This is a genomic window from Kitasatospora sp. NPDC092286 (assembly GCF_044755565.1).
In the GTDB taxonomy this organism is placed as follows: domain Bacteria; phylum Actinomycetota; class Actinomycetes; order Streptomycetales; family Streptomycetaceae; genus Kitasatospora.
The window spans coordinates 79,122-94,318 of sequence record NZ_JBIVRD010000030.1 but is presented as its reverse complement, the minus strand read 5'-3'; the positions used below and the strand labels follow the sequence as shown (position 1 = coordinate 94,318).

Here is a 15,197-nt window from a genome sequence, read left to right as displayed (position 1 = left end):
GCAGTTCGCCCGGGACCGCCGCCCCCCCGGGGGCAGACCCCCGGCGCCCGCTACTTCTTCGCCCCCGCCAGGTCGTCGAACATCGCCGACAGGAACTCACCGCACCAGCCCAGCAGTTCACGCCCGACCAGCGGCTTGCCGCCGATCCGGCCGGTCGTCGGCCGGGGCACCAGCAACTGCCGGGCGGCGGCCTTGACCTGGCTGCGCGGGTAGAGCCGGTTCAACCGCAGCTGCTGCGACTCGCGCAGCTCCACCGGCCCGAACCGGACGTTGGAACCCTGCAGGGTGATGTCCGAGATGCCGCACCGGCGGGCGTACAGCCGCAGCGCCGCCACCATCAGCAGGTTCTCCACCGCCTCGGGCAGCTTCCCGTAGCGGTCCACGAGTTCGTCGCGGACCTGGGTGATGTCCGCCTCCGAGTTGACCGCCGCGATCGAGCGGTACGCCTGGAGCCGCAACCGCTCGCCCGGCGCGTAGTCGTGCGGCACATGGGCGTCCACCGGCAGCTCGATCTTGACCTCCAGCGGCTCCTCCTCCGGCTCGCCGCCGCCCGCCAGCGACTCGCGGAACTCGGCCACCGCCTCGCCGACCATCCGCATGTAGAGGTCGAAGCCGACCCCCGCGATGTGCCCGGACTGCTCCCCGCCGAGCAGGTTGCCGGCGCCGCGGATCTCCAGGTCCTTCATCGCCACGTACATACCGGCGCCCATCTCGGTGTGCTGGGCGATGGTGGCGAGGCGCTCGTGCGCGGTCTCGGTCAGCGGCTTCTCCGGCGGGTACAGCATGTACGCGTACCCGCGCTCGCGGCCTCGGCCGACCCGGCCGCGCAGCTGGTGCAGCTGCGAGAGCCCGAAGGTGTCGCCGCGCTCCACGATCAGGGTGTTGGCGTTGGAGATGTCGATGCCCGACTCCACGATCGTGGTGGAGACCAGGACGTCGAACTCCTTCTCCCAGAAGTCGACGACGACCTTCTCCAGCTGGGTCTCCCCCATCTGCCCGTGCGCGGTGGCGATCCGCGCCTCGGGGACGAGGTCCTTCAGCCGGGCGGCCGCCTTGTCGATCGACTCCACCCGGTTGTGGATGTAGAACACCTGGCCCTCGCGCAGGAGTTCACGCCGGATCGCGGCCGAGATCTGCTTCTCGTCGTACGGGCCGACGAAGGTCAGCACCGGGTGCCGCTCCTCCGGCGGGGTGGTGATGGTGGACATCTCGCGGATCCCGGTGACGGCCATCTCCAGGGTGCGCGGGATCGGGGTGGCCGACATGGTCAGCACGTCGACGTTGGCGCGCAGCTTCTTCAGCTGCTCCTTGTGCTCGACGCCGAACCGCTGCTCCTCGTCCACGATGACCAGGCCGAGGTCCTTGAAGCGGGTCTCCGAGGAGAACAGCCGGTGGGTGCCGATGACGACGTCCACCGAGCCCTCGAACAGGCCCTCCAGGACGGCCTTCGCCTCGCCGTCGGTCTGGAACCGGGAGAGCGCCTTCACCGTCACCGGGAAGTTCGCGTAGCGCTCGGCGAAGGTGGAGAAGTGCTGCTGCACCAGCAGCGTGGTCGGCACCAGCACCGCCACCTGCTTGCCGTCCTGCACCGCCTTGAACGCCGCCCGCACCGCGATCTCGGTCTTGCCGTAGCCGACGTCGCCGCAGATCAGCCGGTCCATCGGGACGGACTTCTCCATGTCCGCCTTGACCTCGGCGATGGTGGTCAGCTGGTCGGGCGTCTCCGCGTACGGGAAGGCGTCCTCCAGCTCGCGCTGCCACGGGGTGTCCTGGCCGAAGGTGTGGCCGGGGGCGGCCATCCGGGCCGAGTACAGCTTGATCAGGTCGGCGGCGATCTCCTTGACCGCCTTCTTGGCCCGCTGCTTGGTCTTGGCCCAGTCCGCGCCGCCGAGCCGGTGCAGGGTCGGGGCCTCGCCGCCGACGTACTTGGTGACCTGGTCCAGCTGGTCGGTCGGCACGAAGAGCCGGTCGCCGGGGTGGCCGCGCTTGGCCGGCGCGTACTCCAGCACCAGGTACTCGCGGGTCGCGCCCTGCACGGTGCGCTGCACCATCTCGACGTAGCGGCCGACGCCGTGCGCCTCGTGGACGACGTAGTCCCCGGCGGCCAGCGCCAGCGGGTCGATCGCGTTGCGGCGCCGGGACGGCATCCGGCGCATGTCCTTGGTGGAGGACTTCTGGCCGGACAGGTCGGTCTCGGTGATCACGGTCAGCTTGAGCGCCTCGTCGACGAAGCCGTGCTCGATCGAGCCGCAGGAGACATGGACGACGTCCCGGGTGGGCGCCTCGGCGAGGTCGGCGACCAGCCGGGCCGGGATCCCCTCGTTGCCGAGCACCTCGGCGAGCCGGGAGGCCGGGCCGTGCCCCTCCGTGACCATGACGACCCGCCAGTCGGCGGCCAGCCGTTCCTTGGCGTCGGCGATCGCCCGGGCGGTGTCACCCCGGTACGCCTCGACCGCGTGCATGCCGAGGGTCAGCGTGTTGGCGTCGAACTCCAGGACGGAGTCCACCGAGGACTCGCTGGTGGCGAACGGGCTGACCGACCACCAGGGCAGGCCGATCTCCTCGGCGTGCTCGCGCACCTCGGCCAGCGAACGGAGCGAGGCGGCGGAGACGTCGATCGCCTCCAGGTCGATCGGCCGGTCCCCGCCGGCCGCGGCCGCCACCCACGAGGCGTGCAGGAACTCCTGGCTGGTCGCCACCAGGTCGGCCGCCCGGGTGCGGACCCGCTCGGGGTCGCAGACCACGGCGACCGAGCCGAGCGGGAGCACGTCCATCAGCAGTTCCATGTCGTCCACCAGGACGGGTGCCAGCGACTCCATGCCCTCGACCGCGATGCCCTCGGCGATCCTGTCCAGGATCTCGGCCAGCCCGGGGTGCTCGACGGCCAGCGCGGCGGCGCGCGTCCGGACCTCGTCCGTCAGCAGCAGCTCACGACAGGGCGGCGCCCAGAGGCCGAAGTCGGCGATCTCCAGCGAGCGCTGGTCGGCGACCTTGAAGTAGCGGATCTCCTCGACGTCGTCGCCCCAGAACTCCACCCGCAGCGGGTGCTCCTCGGTCGGCGGGAAGACGTCCAGGATGCCGCCGCGCACCGCGAACTCGCCGCGCTTCTCGACCAGTTCGACCCGGGCGTAGGCGGCGGCCGACAGCCGCCGGGCCACCTCCTCCAGGTCGTGCGACTCACCTCGCCGGACCGCCACCGGCTCCAGCTCGGCCAGCCCCTTCACCTGCGGCTGAAGCACCGAGCGGACGGGGGCTACGACGACCTGCACCGGGCCTGCCGCCGGGTCGTCCGCGCGCGGGTGCACGATCCGGCGCAGCACGGCCAGCCGGCGGCCGACGGTGTCCGAGCGCGGCGAGAGCCGTTCGTGCGGCAGCGTCTCCCAGGCCGGGAACTCGGCCACCGCGTCGGGTGGCAGCAGCGAGCGGAGCGAGGCGGCGAGGTCCTCGGCCTCCCGGCCGGTGGCCGTGACGGCCAGCACCGGCCGGCCGCGCTCCCCCGCCGCCTGCGCGGCGAGCGCGCGGGCCAGCGCCGCGACGGCGAACGGTCTGGCGGCGGGCGGGCCGACCAGGTCCAGGTGGCGGCGGCCGCCGGCGGCGGCACCGCTGGCGGTCGCGGCCTCGATCGCCTCGGCGAGGGCCGCGTCCCGCGCGACGACATCGAGCAGTCCGGTCAGGCTCATCTGGAGTCTCTTCTTCGTCCCGTGGCTGGTGCTGCCCCCGGGCGACGAAGGCCCGCCGGGGCAACGCGAACGGCCCGGCACGCCGTGCGGCCGGGGGTCTCCAGCCTACGCCGCGGCGCAGACGCGCACGCGGCGCACGGCCACGGCACGGCCGGGGCGCGGCCGGGGCGCGGACGAACCACCGGCCACCGGGCCGCGCACACGGCTTCGCGATCTGCCACGAACTGGACATACTCCTGTCACTGGCCGTCCATGGAGATCGCGCACCATGGTGAATGTGCCCGCCGCACCCAACCGTGGGGGATGGCTGTGGCGGCACAGTCGCACACCCGATGGGGGTCGGGGGTGCGAGGCCGGGCGACCCTGGGTGGGGGCGCCCGCCCAAGCGCCGGGAACCGTGGCGTCCTTTCCTGGAGGACGCCACGGGTCTCGGCCTCGTCCGCTCCGCGCCGCCGCGCCCGGACCGCCCGCCCGTTTGCCCGAACGCGCACGCCGCCCCGCCACCGCTCCCTACCCTGTTGTGAAGGCCGTGTGGGGACGCTCCGGAGGGGTCTGGGGGCGTCGCGATGGAGGGGGTTCTTCGTCATGCGCGTTGTCATCGCAGGCCAGGGCTATGTGGGGCTGCCGCTGGCGGTCCGCGCGGCCGAAGTGGGGCACCGGGTGGTCGGCTACGACGTGGACGAGCGCCGGATCAAACGGCTGGCGGTCGGCGAGTCGTACGTCGAGGACATCCCCTCCGAGCGGCTGCGCCCGCTGCTGGAGAGCGGCGGCTATCTGCCGTCCGCCGACCCGGCCGACGTGGCGGGCTTCGACATCGCGGTGATCACCGTACCGACGCCGCTGCGCGACGGGGTGCCCGACCTGTCCTGCATCGAGTCCTCGGCCCGGCTGCTCGCCCAGCACCTGCGGCCGGGGGCGACGGTGGTCCTGGAGTCCACCACCTACCCGGGCACCACCGAGGAGCTGCTCGCGCCGCTGCTGGAGGAGGGCTCGGGCCTGACCGCCGGCCGGGACTTCCACCTCGGCTACAGCCCCGAGCGGATCGACCCGGGCAACCCGACCTGGCGGCTGGAGAACACCCCGAAGGTGGTCTCCGGTGTGGACCCGGCGGCCCTGACGGCCGTCGAGGGCTTCTACGGACAGCTGGTCGAGCGGACGGTACCGGTCTCCTCCTGCAAGGAGGCCGAGCTGACCAAGCTGTTGGAGAACACCTTCCGCCATGTGAACATCGCGCTGGTCAACGAACTGGCGATGTTCGCGCACGACCTCGGGATCGACGTCTGGGAGGCGATCGACGCCGCCTCGACCAAGCCGTTCGGCTATCTGCGTTTCACCCCGGGGCCGGGCGTCGGCGGGCACTGCCTGCCGATCGACCCCTGCTATCTGTCCTGGCGGGTGGAGCGGGCACTCGGCCAGTCGTTCCGCTTCGTCGAGCTGGCCAACGACGTCAACAGCCACATGCCCGACTACGTGGTGCGGCGGCTCGCCGAGGCGCTGAACGAGCGGCGGCGCTCGGTGAAGGGGTCGCGGGTGCTGCTGCTCGGGCTCGCCTACAAGAAGAACACCGGGGACGCCCGGGAGACGCCGGCCGCCCGGGTCGCCGAACTGCTGACCAGGATGGGCGCCGAGGTCCGGGCCGCCGACCCGCACGTGGTGGTCGGGGTGCACGTCCCGGAGCCGGTGATCCCCGGCCAGCGGGCCGCCGAGCAGGATCCGCACGGCGATCCGTTCGCCGCCGTCCGCCGGGTGGAGGCGACACCGGAGGAGCTGGCGGCGGCGGACGCGGTGGTGCTGCTCGCCGACCACGACGAGTTCGACTACGAGGCCGTCACCACGCACGCCCGGTACGTGCTGGACTGCCGCCGCCGGCTGTCGGGCGCCGCGGTCGAGGTGCTGTGACCGGGCCGGGAGGGCGACCACGGGATGGTGCCGGGCGTCCGCACCCGCCCGGCACCCCGTGGAGGACAACGGCTCGCGCCGGCTACCAGCGGGAGAGGTTGATGTCGTACATCATCACCTGGTGGCCCTGGTTGCCGTTGAAGTCGTACTGCTCCCAGTTGAAGACCGTCCAGGAGCCGAGCCCGCCGCCGAGGTACGTGATGACCCGGTTGTTACCGGCGTCGATCCGGTCGACGTTGTAGATACGGACCGACATCCACCCGTCGTTCGCGAAGCAGAGCTGGCCGCTGTAGCCGTAGTTGTACACCTTCGCGTAATCGGTGTGGTTACCGCAGTCGATCCGGTTCACGGCGTTCGCATCGGCCACCGGCAGCAGCGCGGCGGCGGTGGCGGCCAGAACGGCGAGCACGCCGATCCTGCTCGCCCTGATATTTCCCGTACGGCGATCCTTGCGGGGATTTGTGCGGCGAATCATGAAACCCCTCCATCGACAGCTGTTGCGACTCCAGAGATTTACATGGAGGCCTGCTACCGAACAGCTGTTTTCCGGCCAAGCCGCAGTACCGCGGGCACCCCCGAAACGAACCCAGGGGGAATGCGCTAGGGTCCGATCAGCCTTGCCGGGCCTGAGGAACGGAGCAGAAGCTTGGCACGTCCACCACATTTGGGACGATTCACCGCCATCGCCCTGGCGGCTGCTTTTTCGACCCTTTCGGCAAGTTGCACCGCTTTCCCCGGAGGCGGTTCGGCGGAATCCTCGCCGACGCCGCCGGCGATCGACTCGCCGAAAGCCCCGGAATCCGGTCGCGGCGGAATGACCGGACTGCCGCTCTCCGCTTATCAGGGCAATGACCAGAGCGCCGTGAAAGAGATTCAGGCCAGGAATGCGCTGGTCGTCTCGTGTATGCGGCGGGCCGGATTCACCGCGTTCGGCGGCGACGGCCTCCAGCCCGCGCAGGCGCCGGACAACGCGACCGCCCTGCCGGCCGGCGCCTGGGGGTATCTGGGGGCCGGGGCCGCTGCCGTGCAGGGATTCCACCCGCCGACGCGGACCGCACCCCGGCCGGTCGGGTCACCGGCCGGATCCGGCGAGGCGTACGACGCCGCCCGGGTGGACTGCGACCGGCAGGCGGCGGAACGGATCGGCTCGCCCCCGGGCAACGGCACCGCACTGGTCAGCCGGCTGTTCGACGAGTCGTTCCGGGCGACCGGCCGCGACGAGCGGGTGGTCGCGGCGACCCGGAACTGGTCCGGCTGCATGGCCGCCGCCGGGTTCCAGGCCGACGACCCGGCGGTCCTGCCCGGACGGTTCCAGGGCGCCCGGGAGATCACCGCGAGCGAGATCGCGACCGCCCGCGCCGACGCCGACTGCACAGCGAGCAGCAACCTCGGCGGCATCTGGTTCGCCGTCCTGGCCGGCTACCAGCGGCAGCTGATCGACCGCAACGCGCAGGCCCTGACCGCCCAGCGGGAGGCGGTCAGGGCCCAGGACGAGAAGCTCATGCGGCTGCTGGCGGGCGACGGCCCCTCGGCCGCGCCCTGAGGCGGGAACCGCCCGGGGTCAGCGCCGGTGGTAGCCCACGGTGTTCGGGCTGCCGTAGTCGCTGCCGTCGTCCACGATCACGATCTTGGGGATGATCCGGGTCTCCTCCTCCGGCCGCCTCTGCTCGCCGCCGGTCGCGCCACCGGAGGGCGCACCGCTCGGCGGCGAGGCCGGCCGCGGCGGCGCCCCGGCGGGCGCGACCGGCCCCGGGGTGACCGGGCCGGGCGGCACCGGCAGCACCGCCGTCGCCGCCTCGGCGGCGGCCGGCCGGACCCCACGGGCGACCCCGACCGCACCGTCCTTGCGCAGATTCGCCACCGCGATCTCGCCGGTGTCCGCCTCGGAGTCCACCTCCGGCGCGTCCCGCGCCCCGGCCCGCGCCGCCTCGGCGGGGTCGAGCGCGCCCACGGCCGCGCCGGTGAGCGAGGCGAGGGTGGCCTTGATGTGGTCCAGGTGCTGCTGCACCGTCTCCTGGCGGGTCTCGAACTCGCGCTGCTCGCGCTCGCTCGCCGCGTTGATCCGCTCGGCCTCGCGCCGGGCCTGCTCGATCAGCTGGTCCGCCCTGGCCTGCGCCTCGGCGTCCGCCTGCTTGATCTGGCCGAGCACGGTCTCCCGGTGCTGCTCGGCCTCCTTGACCCGGCGCTCGGCGGTCGCCGCCACCTGGGCGTCCGCGGCGTCCGCCTTGGCCTCGGCCGCGGCGAACGTCTCGTCGGCGCGGCGGCGCAGCTCGGCCAGCTTGGCCTCGGCCCGCTCGGAGGCCTCCGCCGCCGCGACCCGCACCTTGGCGGCGTGAGCGGTGGCCGCGTCCCGGACGGACCGGATGTCGCGGTCGGCGTCGGCGCGGATCGCCTCGGCCTCGGCCCGGGTGCGCTCGTCGGTGCGCCGGGCGGCCTGGTCGGCCTCCGCGCGGGTGGTCGCGGCGTACTCCTTGGCGGCGTGGGACAGCGCCTGGCCGGCCTCGTAGACGTCGTCCCGGTTGTCCTCGGCGTACCGCTCGGCGGCGTCGCGGACGGCCCTGGCCTCGTTCTCGGCCATCCTGGCCAGCGCCAGGGCCTGCTCGCTGAGCACCTCGTAGTCCGGCTCCGGGGCGTCGGCGGCGGCCTGCCGGATGTCGGCCAGCCGACGCTCCATCTCCCGGATCCCGGCGCCGAGCACGCTCAGCCGTTCCCACGCCTCGTCGCGCTGTGCGGTGAGAGCGGCCAGGGCTCGGTCGACCTGCTCCGGCGCGTAACCGCGCCGGGCAGCGGTGAAGCCGTGCTGGGGGACGGCGTCGCTCATGGGCTCTTCCCCTCGTGTCGCGGGCTGCGGAGCCCATGATCGGACGGATCGGACGGATCGGGAACCGAGTCTGGAACCGAACGTCTTACGGATCGAAACGCGGTGAGGACCGGCCGAATAGACCCATCCTCTTGACCTATTTTGCGCAGATCGTGGCGAAACCCCAATGAGGCAGAGCCGCAGCAGCACGGCGAAGGGGCCGTTCCGGACAGCGGAACGACCCCTTCCACCTGGGTGGACCGGGGGCGGTCCGCTACAGCAGACCGTCCCAGAACTGCTCCAGCAGCACGGCCCACCAGGTGTCCGCCGACTGGAGGGCCGCCGGGTCGACGGCGGCGAGCTGGGCCTGGAAGTCGGTTGTCCAGCGGCCGGCCTGATCGGGCGTCAGCCCGTACCGCAGCCGCCACATCCGGCCCAGCAGGGCCAGCGCGCGGACGAACTCCGGTACACCGCTGTTGACGAACCGGGGCGGCTCGCCGGTTCCGTCGACGTCCACCGCGACCACGTGCGCTGTGCCGTACTGCACACAGAGCTGGCGGCCGTAGTCGTTGCCGAGCACCAGGTAGCCGCCGAAGTCCGGGCCGGCCGGCAGGCCGCGTTCGACCGCCAGCTCGGCGAGCGTCGGGATCGGGCGGCCCTCCTGGGCCTGCGCCCAGAAGAACGGCCCGAACTCGCGCGGCAGGCCCGCCCACATCAGGGTCTGCGCCACCGGCTCGGGCACCCCCTGCCGGGCGACGGCGCGCTGCTCGAAGCGGAACACGTTCGGGCCGAAGGCCTGGCCGAGCTCCTGGGCGAGCTGCTGCGGTGCGAGCGGCGGCAGCGGCGGGACACTTCCCGGGGCGGGCAGCGGCACCCGGAACGGGCGCACCCGCTGGGCGCCGGAGGCCAGCTGGTGCAGCTCGTCCAGGTGGTCGAGCAGCTGGGCCATGCCGGCCTGCCGGGTGTGGTGGTCCCGGCCGTAGTCGGCGGTGTGGGTCAGCCGGACGTTCGGCCAGGAGGCGGCGATCATCCGGTGGCAGTAGCCGCCCGGAAGGTCGCAGGACTCCAGCTCGGTGTAGAGCTCCAGCACCTGCTCCGGCGGAACGTTCAGCCGCCGCAGGTCCTGGAGGATCTTCCACTCGGGGTGCGGGGTGCCGGGCTCGCTGCGGTGGAGCAGCTTCTGCTCGGAACCGTCCGGGCCGCGGTAGCTGAGCGCCGCGAAGTAGCCCGGGCCGACGGCGGGCACGCCGGGCGGCACCGGGGCGCCCTGCGGAGGGCCGGGGACGGGCGCCGGCGGAGCGGCCGGGGCCGCTGCCGGGGCCGGGGCGGCCGGGTAGCCGTAGCCGGACGCGGGCGCGCCGGGCCCCGCGGCGCCGGGTGGCGGCGGCACGGCCGGGCCCCCGGACGGCGGCGTGCCGGGGTCGCCGGGCACGCCCGGGGCGGCACCGGCGGCCGACAGGTCGATCGCGTTCGCGAGCTGGGTGCGCTCGTACGCCGCCCCGGCACCGGGCGCGGCGGGCGGAGCGGCGGGCGCGGCGGGCGGACCGTCGGCGCCGCGCAGGCCCGCCGGGGGCGGGGGCGGCGGGGCGGCGGCCGGGTTGCGTCCGCCGACGGCCGCCACGGGCGTGCCGCCGCCCGGGGTGTGCCGCAGCTCGCCCGGCGGGGGCGGCGGCGGAGCGCCGACCGGGTTACGGCCGGGGACGCCCTGCGGCACGGCGGGCGCGGGCGCGGCGGGCGGTGGCGTCCCGGGCGCGCCGGGGCCTGGTACACCGGGGCCGGGGGCCCCGGGCAGGCCCATCAGCCCGGGCAGGCCGTCCGGCGAGGCCAGCATGGTCGGCGCGTGCTCCACGGCCGGACCGGCGGGCGGTGGCGTCCCGGGCGCGCCGGGGCCTGGTACACCGGGGCCGGGCGCCCCGGGCAGACCCATCAGCCCGGGCAGACCGTCCGGCGAGGCCAGCACCGTCGGCGCGGGCTCCACCGCCGGGCCGGCCGGCGGCGGGGACGGAGGCGTCCCGTAGCCGTCGGCGGGCAGCAGCACCGTGGCCGCCTCGGCACCGGGCCGGCCCGCACCGGGCAGACCGGCGCCGTTGGTGCGCAGGCCCTCGGGCAGCAGCACCGTAGCCGCCTCGGCACCGCCGACCGGCGGAGCGGCAGGCGGAGCTGTGGGCGGAGCTGTGGGCGGCGCGGCGGGATCGGCGGGATCGGCGACGGGGGCCTGCGGCGCCGGGCCGGGCGGCGGGGCGAGCATGGTCGGCGCGTCCCCGGCGGGCCGCTCGGAGGCCGGCGGCGTGGTCAGCACGGCGGGCGCCGGCGGAGCGGCGGCCTGCGGGACCGTTTGCGCGGCGGCGGCCCGCGGGGCGGCGGCCGTCCCCAGCCGCTCCGCCTCCGCCGCGATCGCCGCGGCGCCCGCCTCCTGGAGCCACTGCGGCGGGCTGAGCAGGAAGGACGTCGCCTCGACCGGCCCGGGCGCGGGCTTCGCCGCACCGGCCGGGTTCGCCGCGACCGGCCGCCCGTACACCTCCTCGTACTGCCGGACCACCTCGTTGACCGGCAGCGCGGGCCAGAGCGTGCTGGCCCCGGAGTCCCGGGCGATCACCAGCCGCGCCTCGCCCGCCGAACCGCCGGTCTCACCCGACGCCCGGTCGGCGGGCTGGACCGCCCAGCAGACGAAGCCCAGGTCGAACTCGCGGACCCGCACCTCACGCTGGAGCGGACGCGGCACCCCGCCGTTGATCCACTCCTCGGCGAGCTCCTGTGCCTGCGCGTACGTCACCACGCCCGGTTCACCCCTGTCCCCTTCGTCCCCGCTTGTTCCGCACCTGTCGCGCCCACCGCGTCCATCACGCCGGACACCGCCACCGCCGGGGCCACGTCAGCCCACCGGCACGGCGCGGGCGAACCCGCCGTCCACCATCAGCTCCGCGACCGTCTCCAGCTCCGGCGGGCTGCCGGCCAGCCGGAGCAGGAAGGCGTCGAAGTCCTCACCGCAGGGCAGCAGCAGCCGGGCGACCCGGTCCTCCGGGGCCTCGGCCGCGCCGTTGTCCCGGGCGTCGTCGTAGAGGCAGAACCAGACCGAGCCGACCCGGTCGCCGCGCACCTTGAGCGCCACGATGCCGCCCTGGGCGTAGGCGATGCCGAGGTAGTCCTTGGTGAGGTGGTCGCGCAGGCACTTGTTGGCGTACACGACGTCCTCGGTGCCGTACTCCTCGCTGAGGGTCAGGAACGGCTGGTCGAGCAGCAGTCCGAGCTCCGGGTCCAGCGCCACGCCGACCGGGGCGCGGCCGCCGCCGAGCTTGAGGAAGGTGCGGTACGCGCCGGGCAGCCGGTAGCCGAGGCGTTCCTCGGCGCTCTGCAGCAGGTCCTCGGGGACGCCGATCGGGTCGCCGCCGTCCCGGGCGAGCGAGAAGTGCGCGGGCCGCCGCTCCTGCAGCGGGCGGGTGCCCCGGCGGCTGTGGTCGGCCGAGGAGGTGGCCAGCCCGCCGTGATGCCGCAGCAGCGCCTTGACCTCGACCGGGACGAGTTCCATCCGCCGCCGGCCGGGCGCGGCCCGGCCGACCGCGTGGTGCCAGGTCCAGCCGGGCGGGGTGGCGACGGCGGTCTCCAGGTCGGCCCAGAGCGGGTGGCCCTGGGTGAACAGCGCGGCGTTGGCCGAGACGTAGTCGGTCAGCCGCAGCTCGTCCACGCCGAAGCCGTCCGGCGGGTCGGCGACCTCGGCCGCGGCGGCCGCGTACGGGCCGAAGTCCGGGTAGCCGTGCTCGTCCACCCGGACCCCGGCGGGGTGCCGCTCCGCGCGGACCGGATCCGGGAACTGCACCACCTGACCTGCGTACGCCGCGTTTGGCGCGGCGGCGACGCCGGGCCGACCTGTCGTCATCTGGGAGCCCCCACTGGCTGCTGCAAATTCTCGGTGCGCTTGCTGGACACCAGGGTAGGGGGTCTGCCCCGGCCCCGGACCCCCGCCCGGGAAGACCGGAACGGGGCCGGCGGCCGGTGGTGGCTCAGGCCGCGAGGGCCTTCGCCAGGGCTTCGGCGACGCGTTCCTGCTGGACCTCGGTGATCTGCGGGAACGGCGGCAGGGTGAGCAGTTCGCGGGCGGCCCGCTCGGCCACCGGGAAGGCCCCCTCGCCGTGACCGAGGTGCCGGAAGGCGGGCTGGAGGCGGACCGGGACGGGGTAGTGGACGGCGGCGCCGACGCCGGCGGCCTGGAGCGCGGCGAGGACGGTGTCCCGGTCGCGGCCCGGACCGATCCGCACCGCGTACAGGTGCCGGACGCGCTCGTTGCCGGGCGCCGTCCGCGGCAGGGTGACACCGTCGAGGCCGGCCAGCAGCCGGTGGTAGCGCCCGGCGGGCGTCGTTCCGGGCGGGCGGCCGGCGCGGCTTGGCCCGCAGCACCACGGCCTGGAGGGCGTCCATCCGGGAGTTGAAGCCGAACCGCTCGTGCTCGTACTTGCGGCCCGAGCCGTGGTCGCCGATGAGCCGGACGGCGGCGGCCAGGTCGTCGTCGGTGACGACGGCGCCCGCGTCGCCGTACGCGCCGAGGTTCTTGCCGGGGTGGAAGCCGGTGGCGGAGATCCGGCCGTGGAAGGCGCGGCCGTGCTGCCTGGCGCCCTGGGACTGGGCGGTGTCCTCTCCACCACGGGCAGGCCGTCGGCCGCGTCCAGCAGCGGCGCCGTCGGGGCGAGCCGGCCATTGAGGTGGACGGGCAGCAGCGCGACCGCCCCGGGCCGCGCGTCGGCGGCGCGGGCCGGGTCGATCAGCGGATGGGCGGGGTCGGCGTCGACCAGGACCGGGCGCAGGCCGGCCCGGACCACGGCCTCCGCGGTGGCGACGAAGGTGCTGGCGGGCAGCACCACGCCGCCGCCGGGCGGCAGGCCGAGGGCGCGCAGGGCGAGTTCGAGGGCGTCGGTGCCGTTGGCGGCGCCCACGCGGTGCCGGGTGCCGGAGAAGTCGGCGTACTCCTCCTCGAAGCCGGCCACCTAGGGGCCCTTGAGGTAGCCGCCGGTGGCGAGCACCCGGTCGAAGCCGGGCCGGACCTCCGCCTCGACCTCGGCATGCGCGGCCTTCAGGTCCACCAGTGGGACGGGTGTGCCGGTGGTCATCCTGCTCCCCTTCGGGGTCAGCGCGGCGGGTGAGCAGTTCGGTGGCGGGCAGTTCGGTGGCGGGCAGCGGCACCCGGGCGGCGCCCTTGTACGGGGCCTCCAGGTGGGCGGCCACGATGCCGCGCCGGGCGGGGACGCCGGCCCCGGCGAGCCCGGCGAGCAGTTCGGCGCGGTCGGGGGCGCCGTCCGGCGGCAGCACCCAGCAGGACTGGTAGTTGGTGGTGCCGTGCGGCGGGTCCGCGACCAGCCGGGCGCCGGTGCCGGCCGACGCCTCGTTGGCGGTTTCCGTCATCGCAAGACCCCCCTTGCCCGACGCCGGGACGCCCCCGCCACGGCGGCCTCAACGGCCGTGCCGAGCAAAGGAGTTGCCTTGACCGGCCGGCCATCCCCATGGCCCGGCCACCCCCTCGGCCCGCTGCTGGAACGCTACCGGCCACCGCCGCCGGCCGGGGGTGGATTCGGGTCCACCGGGGACGAGTCGTGACGATGGCGTGCGGATCCGGCCACGATCGCGTGCCCGCCCGGCCGGTCACCCCGCGGGCGGCCCTGACGACCACCCACCTCCGCACCCCGGTTGTGCGGATGGCGGGGATATTTGACAGGCTTGCCCCGGACTGACCCCATCAGCCGTGCCGTCAGCGGAAAACAGGAGGAGGACGACGCATGACCACCGGGGAACCGGACGGCCCGCCCCTGCTGCGCCACCACCGCGACAGTCTGCTGCCCGCCGTCGCCGCCGCCCTGTCGCTGCGCGGCGGCGAGGTGCACACCCTGGCCGGCGACAAGCCCGCCCGGCGCCCGGTGCTGCACCCGCTGGTCGGCGAGTTCCTGGACGGTCTGCCGGTCGAGCACCGCGAACGCTTCACCGGCCGCTGCCCGGAGGCCGTCCTGCTCTCCCAGTACCTCACCACCGTGGACGGCAAGCGCTCCAAGCGCGCCTCCCGCAAGCCGATGAGTCTGCACGAGGCCCGCAAGGCGCTCAAGGGGGCGCGGCTGACCACCGTCCGCATCCGCGAGGAGCACGACCCGGCGCACGGCACCCACGCCCCGCCCTGCCGGTCCTGCGTCCCGCTGCTGGAGCACTTCACCGTGCAGAGCGTCGCCGTCGGCCCGCCCGGCCGCTGACCGCGCCCCGCACGCCCCCCGTCCCCGAGCCCCCGGAGCCCGTCCTGAATCCGCCCAGCCCGCCGCTGCCGCCGCCGGCCACCCTCGGCGCGCCCGCCGGCCGGACCCGCCCCCGTTTCCCCGCCGACGTCGCCGCCGAGCTCAAGGCGGCCGGCTGGCACCCCGGCCGCTGGCAGATCCGGCAGGCCGAGGAGTGGGCCGACGCGCTGGTCGCGTACGGCAGTCCGGCCGGCGTCCAGCACGCGGTGTTCCCGGCCGCGGTCGAGGCCTGGGCCGAGTTCGGCGGCCTCGCCTTCGACCTGGGCGGACCGGGGCGTCAGCTCGCCCGCACCCCGTTCCTGGTGGACCCGCTCTGCGGCCTGCACCAGCCGCGCACCCTCGCCGACCTCGGCCGCGCCCTGGACACCCGGCTCGCCCCGCTCGGCGAGGAGACGTACGGACAGGCGCTGCTCGCCATCGACGAGGAGGGCCGCGTCTACAGCCTGGACCACACCGGCGAGTGGTTTCTCGGACACGGCATTGACCAGGCCGTCTCCACACTGATCCTCGGCACCGTCCCCGAGCGGCTGCGCACCGCCGACGAGACCTGACCAC

General features: G+C 74.9%; 10 protein-coding genes and 2 pseudogenes. 4 read left to right on the top strand and 8 right to left on the bottom strand.

What is annotated here, in order from left to right; all coding sequences use genetic code 11:
- Window positions 1–50: 50 nt before the first annotated feature.
- Window positions 51–3,680 carry a transcription-repair coupling factor gene (mfd, locus tag ACIQIB_RS27405; RefSeq protein ID WP_363606999.1) on the bottom strand — a complete coding sequence of 1,210 codons (3,630 nt, stop codon included), beginning with the start codon at window positions 3,678–3,680 and terminating at the stop codon, window positions 51–53.
- Between the two features lie 585 nt (window positions 3,681–4,265).
- Here mfd and ACIQIB_RS27400 point away from each other — a divergent pair.
- Window positions 4,266–5,579, top strand: a complete 1,314-nt coding sequence (locus ACIQIB_RS27400) for a nucleotide sugar dehydrogenase (protein WP_363606998.1) — start codon at window positions 4,266–4,268, stop codon at window positions 5,577–5,579.
- An 82-nt stretch (window positions 5,580–5,661) separates the two neighbouring features.
- Here the strand turns inward: ACIQIB_RS27400 and ACIQIB_RS27395 are convergent, their stop codons facing one another.
- Window positions 5,662–6,054, bottom strand: coding sequence for a beta/gamma crystallin domain-containing protein (locus ACIQIB_RS27395; protein WP_363606996.1), 393 nt, complete (start codon window positions 6,052–6,054; stop codon window positions 5,662–5,664).
- Window positions 6,055–6,441: 387 nt separating this feature from the next.
- Between ACIQIB_RS27395 and ACIQIB_RS27390 the strand changes: the two genes are divergently transcribed.
- A complete protein-coding gene (locus tag ACIQIB_RS27390) occupies window positions 6,442–7,122 on the top strand; it encodes a hypothetical protein (RefSeq protein WP_400761251.1) in 681 nt (226 codons plus the stop codon).
- Between the two features lie 18 nt (window positions 7,123–7,140).
- Here the strand turns inward: ACIQIB_RS27390 and ACIQIB_RS27385 are convergent, their stop codons facing one another.
- The 6 genes and pseudogenes from ACIQIB_RS27385 to ACIQIB_RS27360 form a co-directional block, all read right to left on the bottom strand.
- Window positions 7,141–8,400 carry a hypothetical protein gene (locus tag ACIQIB_RS27385; protein WP_363606993.1) on the bottom strand — a complete coding sequence of 420 codons (1,260 nt, stop codon included), beginning with the start codon at window positions 8,398–8,400 and terminating at the stop codon, window positions 7,141–7,143.
- Window positions 8,401–8,653: 253 nt separating this feature from the next.
- A complete protein-coding gene (locus ACIQIB_RS27380) occupies window positions 8,654–11,155 on the bottom strand; it encodes an SUKH-4 family immunity protein (RefSeq protein ID WP_400761248.1) in 2,502 nt (833 codons plus the stop codon).
- A gap of 96 nt (window positions 11,156–11,251) precedes the next feature.
- On the bottom strand, window positions 11,252–12,253 hold the full coding sequence (locus tag ACIQIB_RS27375) for an SMI1/KNR4 family protein (protein ID WP_363606990.1): 1,002 nt from the start codon (window positions 12,251–12,253) through the stop codon (window positions 11,252–11,254).
- 124 nt (window positions 12,254–12,377) lie between these two features.
- Window positions 12,378–12,951: pseudogene (locus tag ACIQIB_RS27370) on the bottom strand (DegT/DnrJ/EryC1/StrS family aminotransferase).
- Between the two features lie 71 nt (window positions 12,952–13,022).
- Window positions 13,023–13,355, bottom strand: a pseudogene (locus tag ACIQIB_RS27365) (DegT/DnrJ/EryC1/StrS family aminotransferase); the annotation flags it as partial.
- Window positions 13,356–13,478 carry a hypothetical protein gene (locus tag ACIQIB_RS27360; protein ID WP_400761246.1) on the bottom strand — a complete coding sequence of 41 codons (123 nt, stop codon included), beginning with the start codon at window positions 13,476–13,478 and terminating at the stop codon, window positions 13,356–13,358.
- A gap of 663 nt (window positions 13,479–14,141) precedes the next feature.
- Between ACIQIB_RS27360 and ACIQIB_RS27355 the strand changes: the two genes are divergently transcribed.
- Together ACIQIB_RS27355 and ACIQIB_RS27350 are read left to right on the top strand one after the other, a co-directional pair.
- Window positions 14,142–14,603: a YwqJ-related putative deaminase gene (locus ACIQIB_RS27355; protein ID WP_363606988.1), complete on the top strand. Its 462-nt coding sequence runs from the start codon at window positions 14,142–14,144 to the stop codon at window positions 14,601–14,603.
- A gap of 65 nt (window positions 14,604–14,668) precedes the next feature.
- The gene (locus ACIQIB_RS27350; RefSeq protein ID WP_400761264.1) at window positions 14,669–15,193 is read left to right on the top strand and encodes an SUKH-3 domain-containing protein; all 525 of its coding nucleotides are present in this window, start codon (window positions 14,669–14,671) and stop codon (window positions 15,191–15,193) included.
- Window positions 15,194–15,197 lie beyond the last annotated feature (4 nt).

Excerpts from the sequence above, each read along its gene's own strand:
- mfd (WP_363606999.1), bottom strand. The coding sequence starts at position 3,680 with ATGAGCCTGACCGGACTGCTCGATGTCGTCGCGCGGGACGCGGCCCTC.
- ACIQIB_RS27400 (WP_363606998.1), top strand. The coding sequence starts at position 4,266 with ATGCGCGTTGTCATCGCAGGCCAGGGCTATGTGGGGCTGCCGCTGGCG.
- ACIQIB_RS27395 (WP_363606996.1), bottom strand. The coding sequence starts at position 6,054 with ATGATTCGCCGCACAAATCCCCGCAAGGATCGCCGTACGGGAAATATC.
- ACIQIB_RS27385 (WP_363606993.1), bottom strand. The coding sequence starts at position 8,400 with ATGAGCGACGCCGTCCCCCAGCACGGCTTCACCGCTGCCCGGCGCGGT.
- ACIQIB_RS27375 (WP_363606990.1), bottom strand. The coding sequence starts at position 12,253 with ATGACGACAGGTCGGCCCGGCGTCGCCGCCGCGCCAAACGCGGCGTAC.
- ACIQIB_RS27360 (WP_400761246.1), bottom strand. The coding sequence starts at position 13,478 with ATGACCACCGGCACACCCGTCCCACTGGTGGACCTGAAGGCCGCGCAT.
- ACIQIB_RS27355 (WP_363606988.1), top strand. The coding sequence starts at position 14,142 with ATGACCACCGGGGAACCGGACGGCCCGCCCCTGCTGCGCCACCACCGC.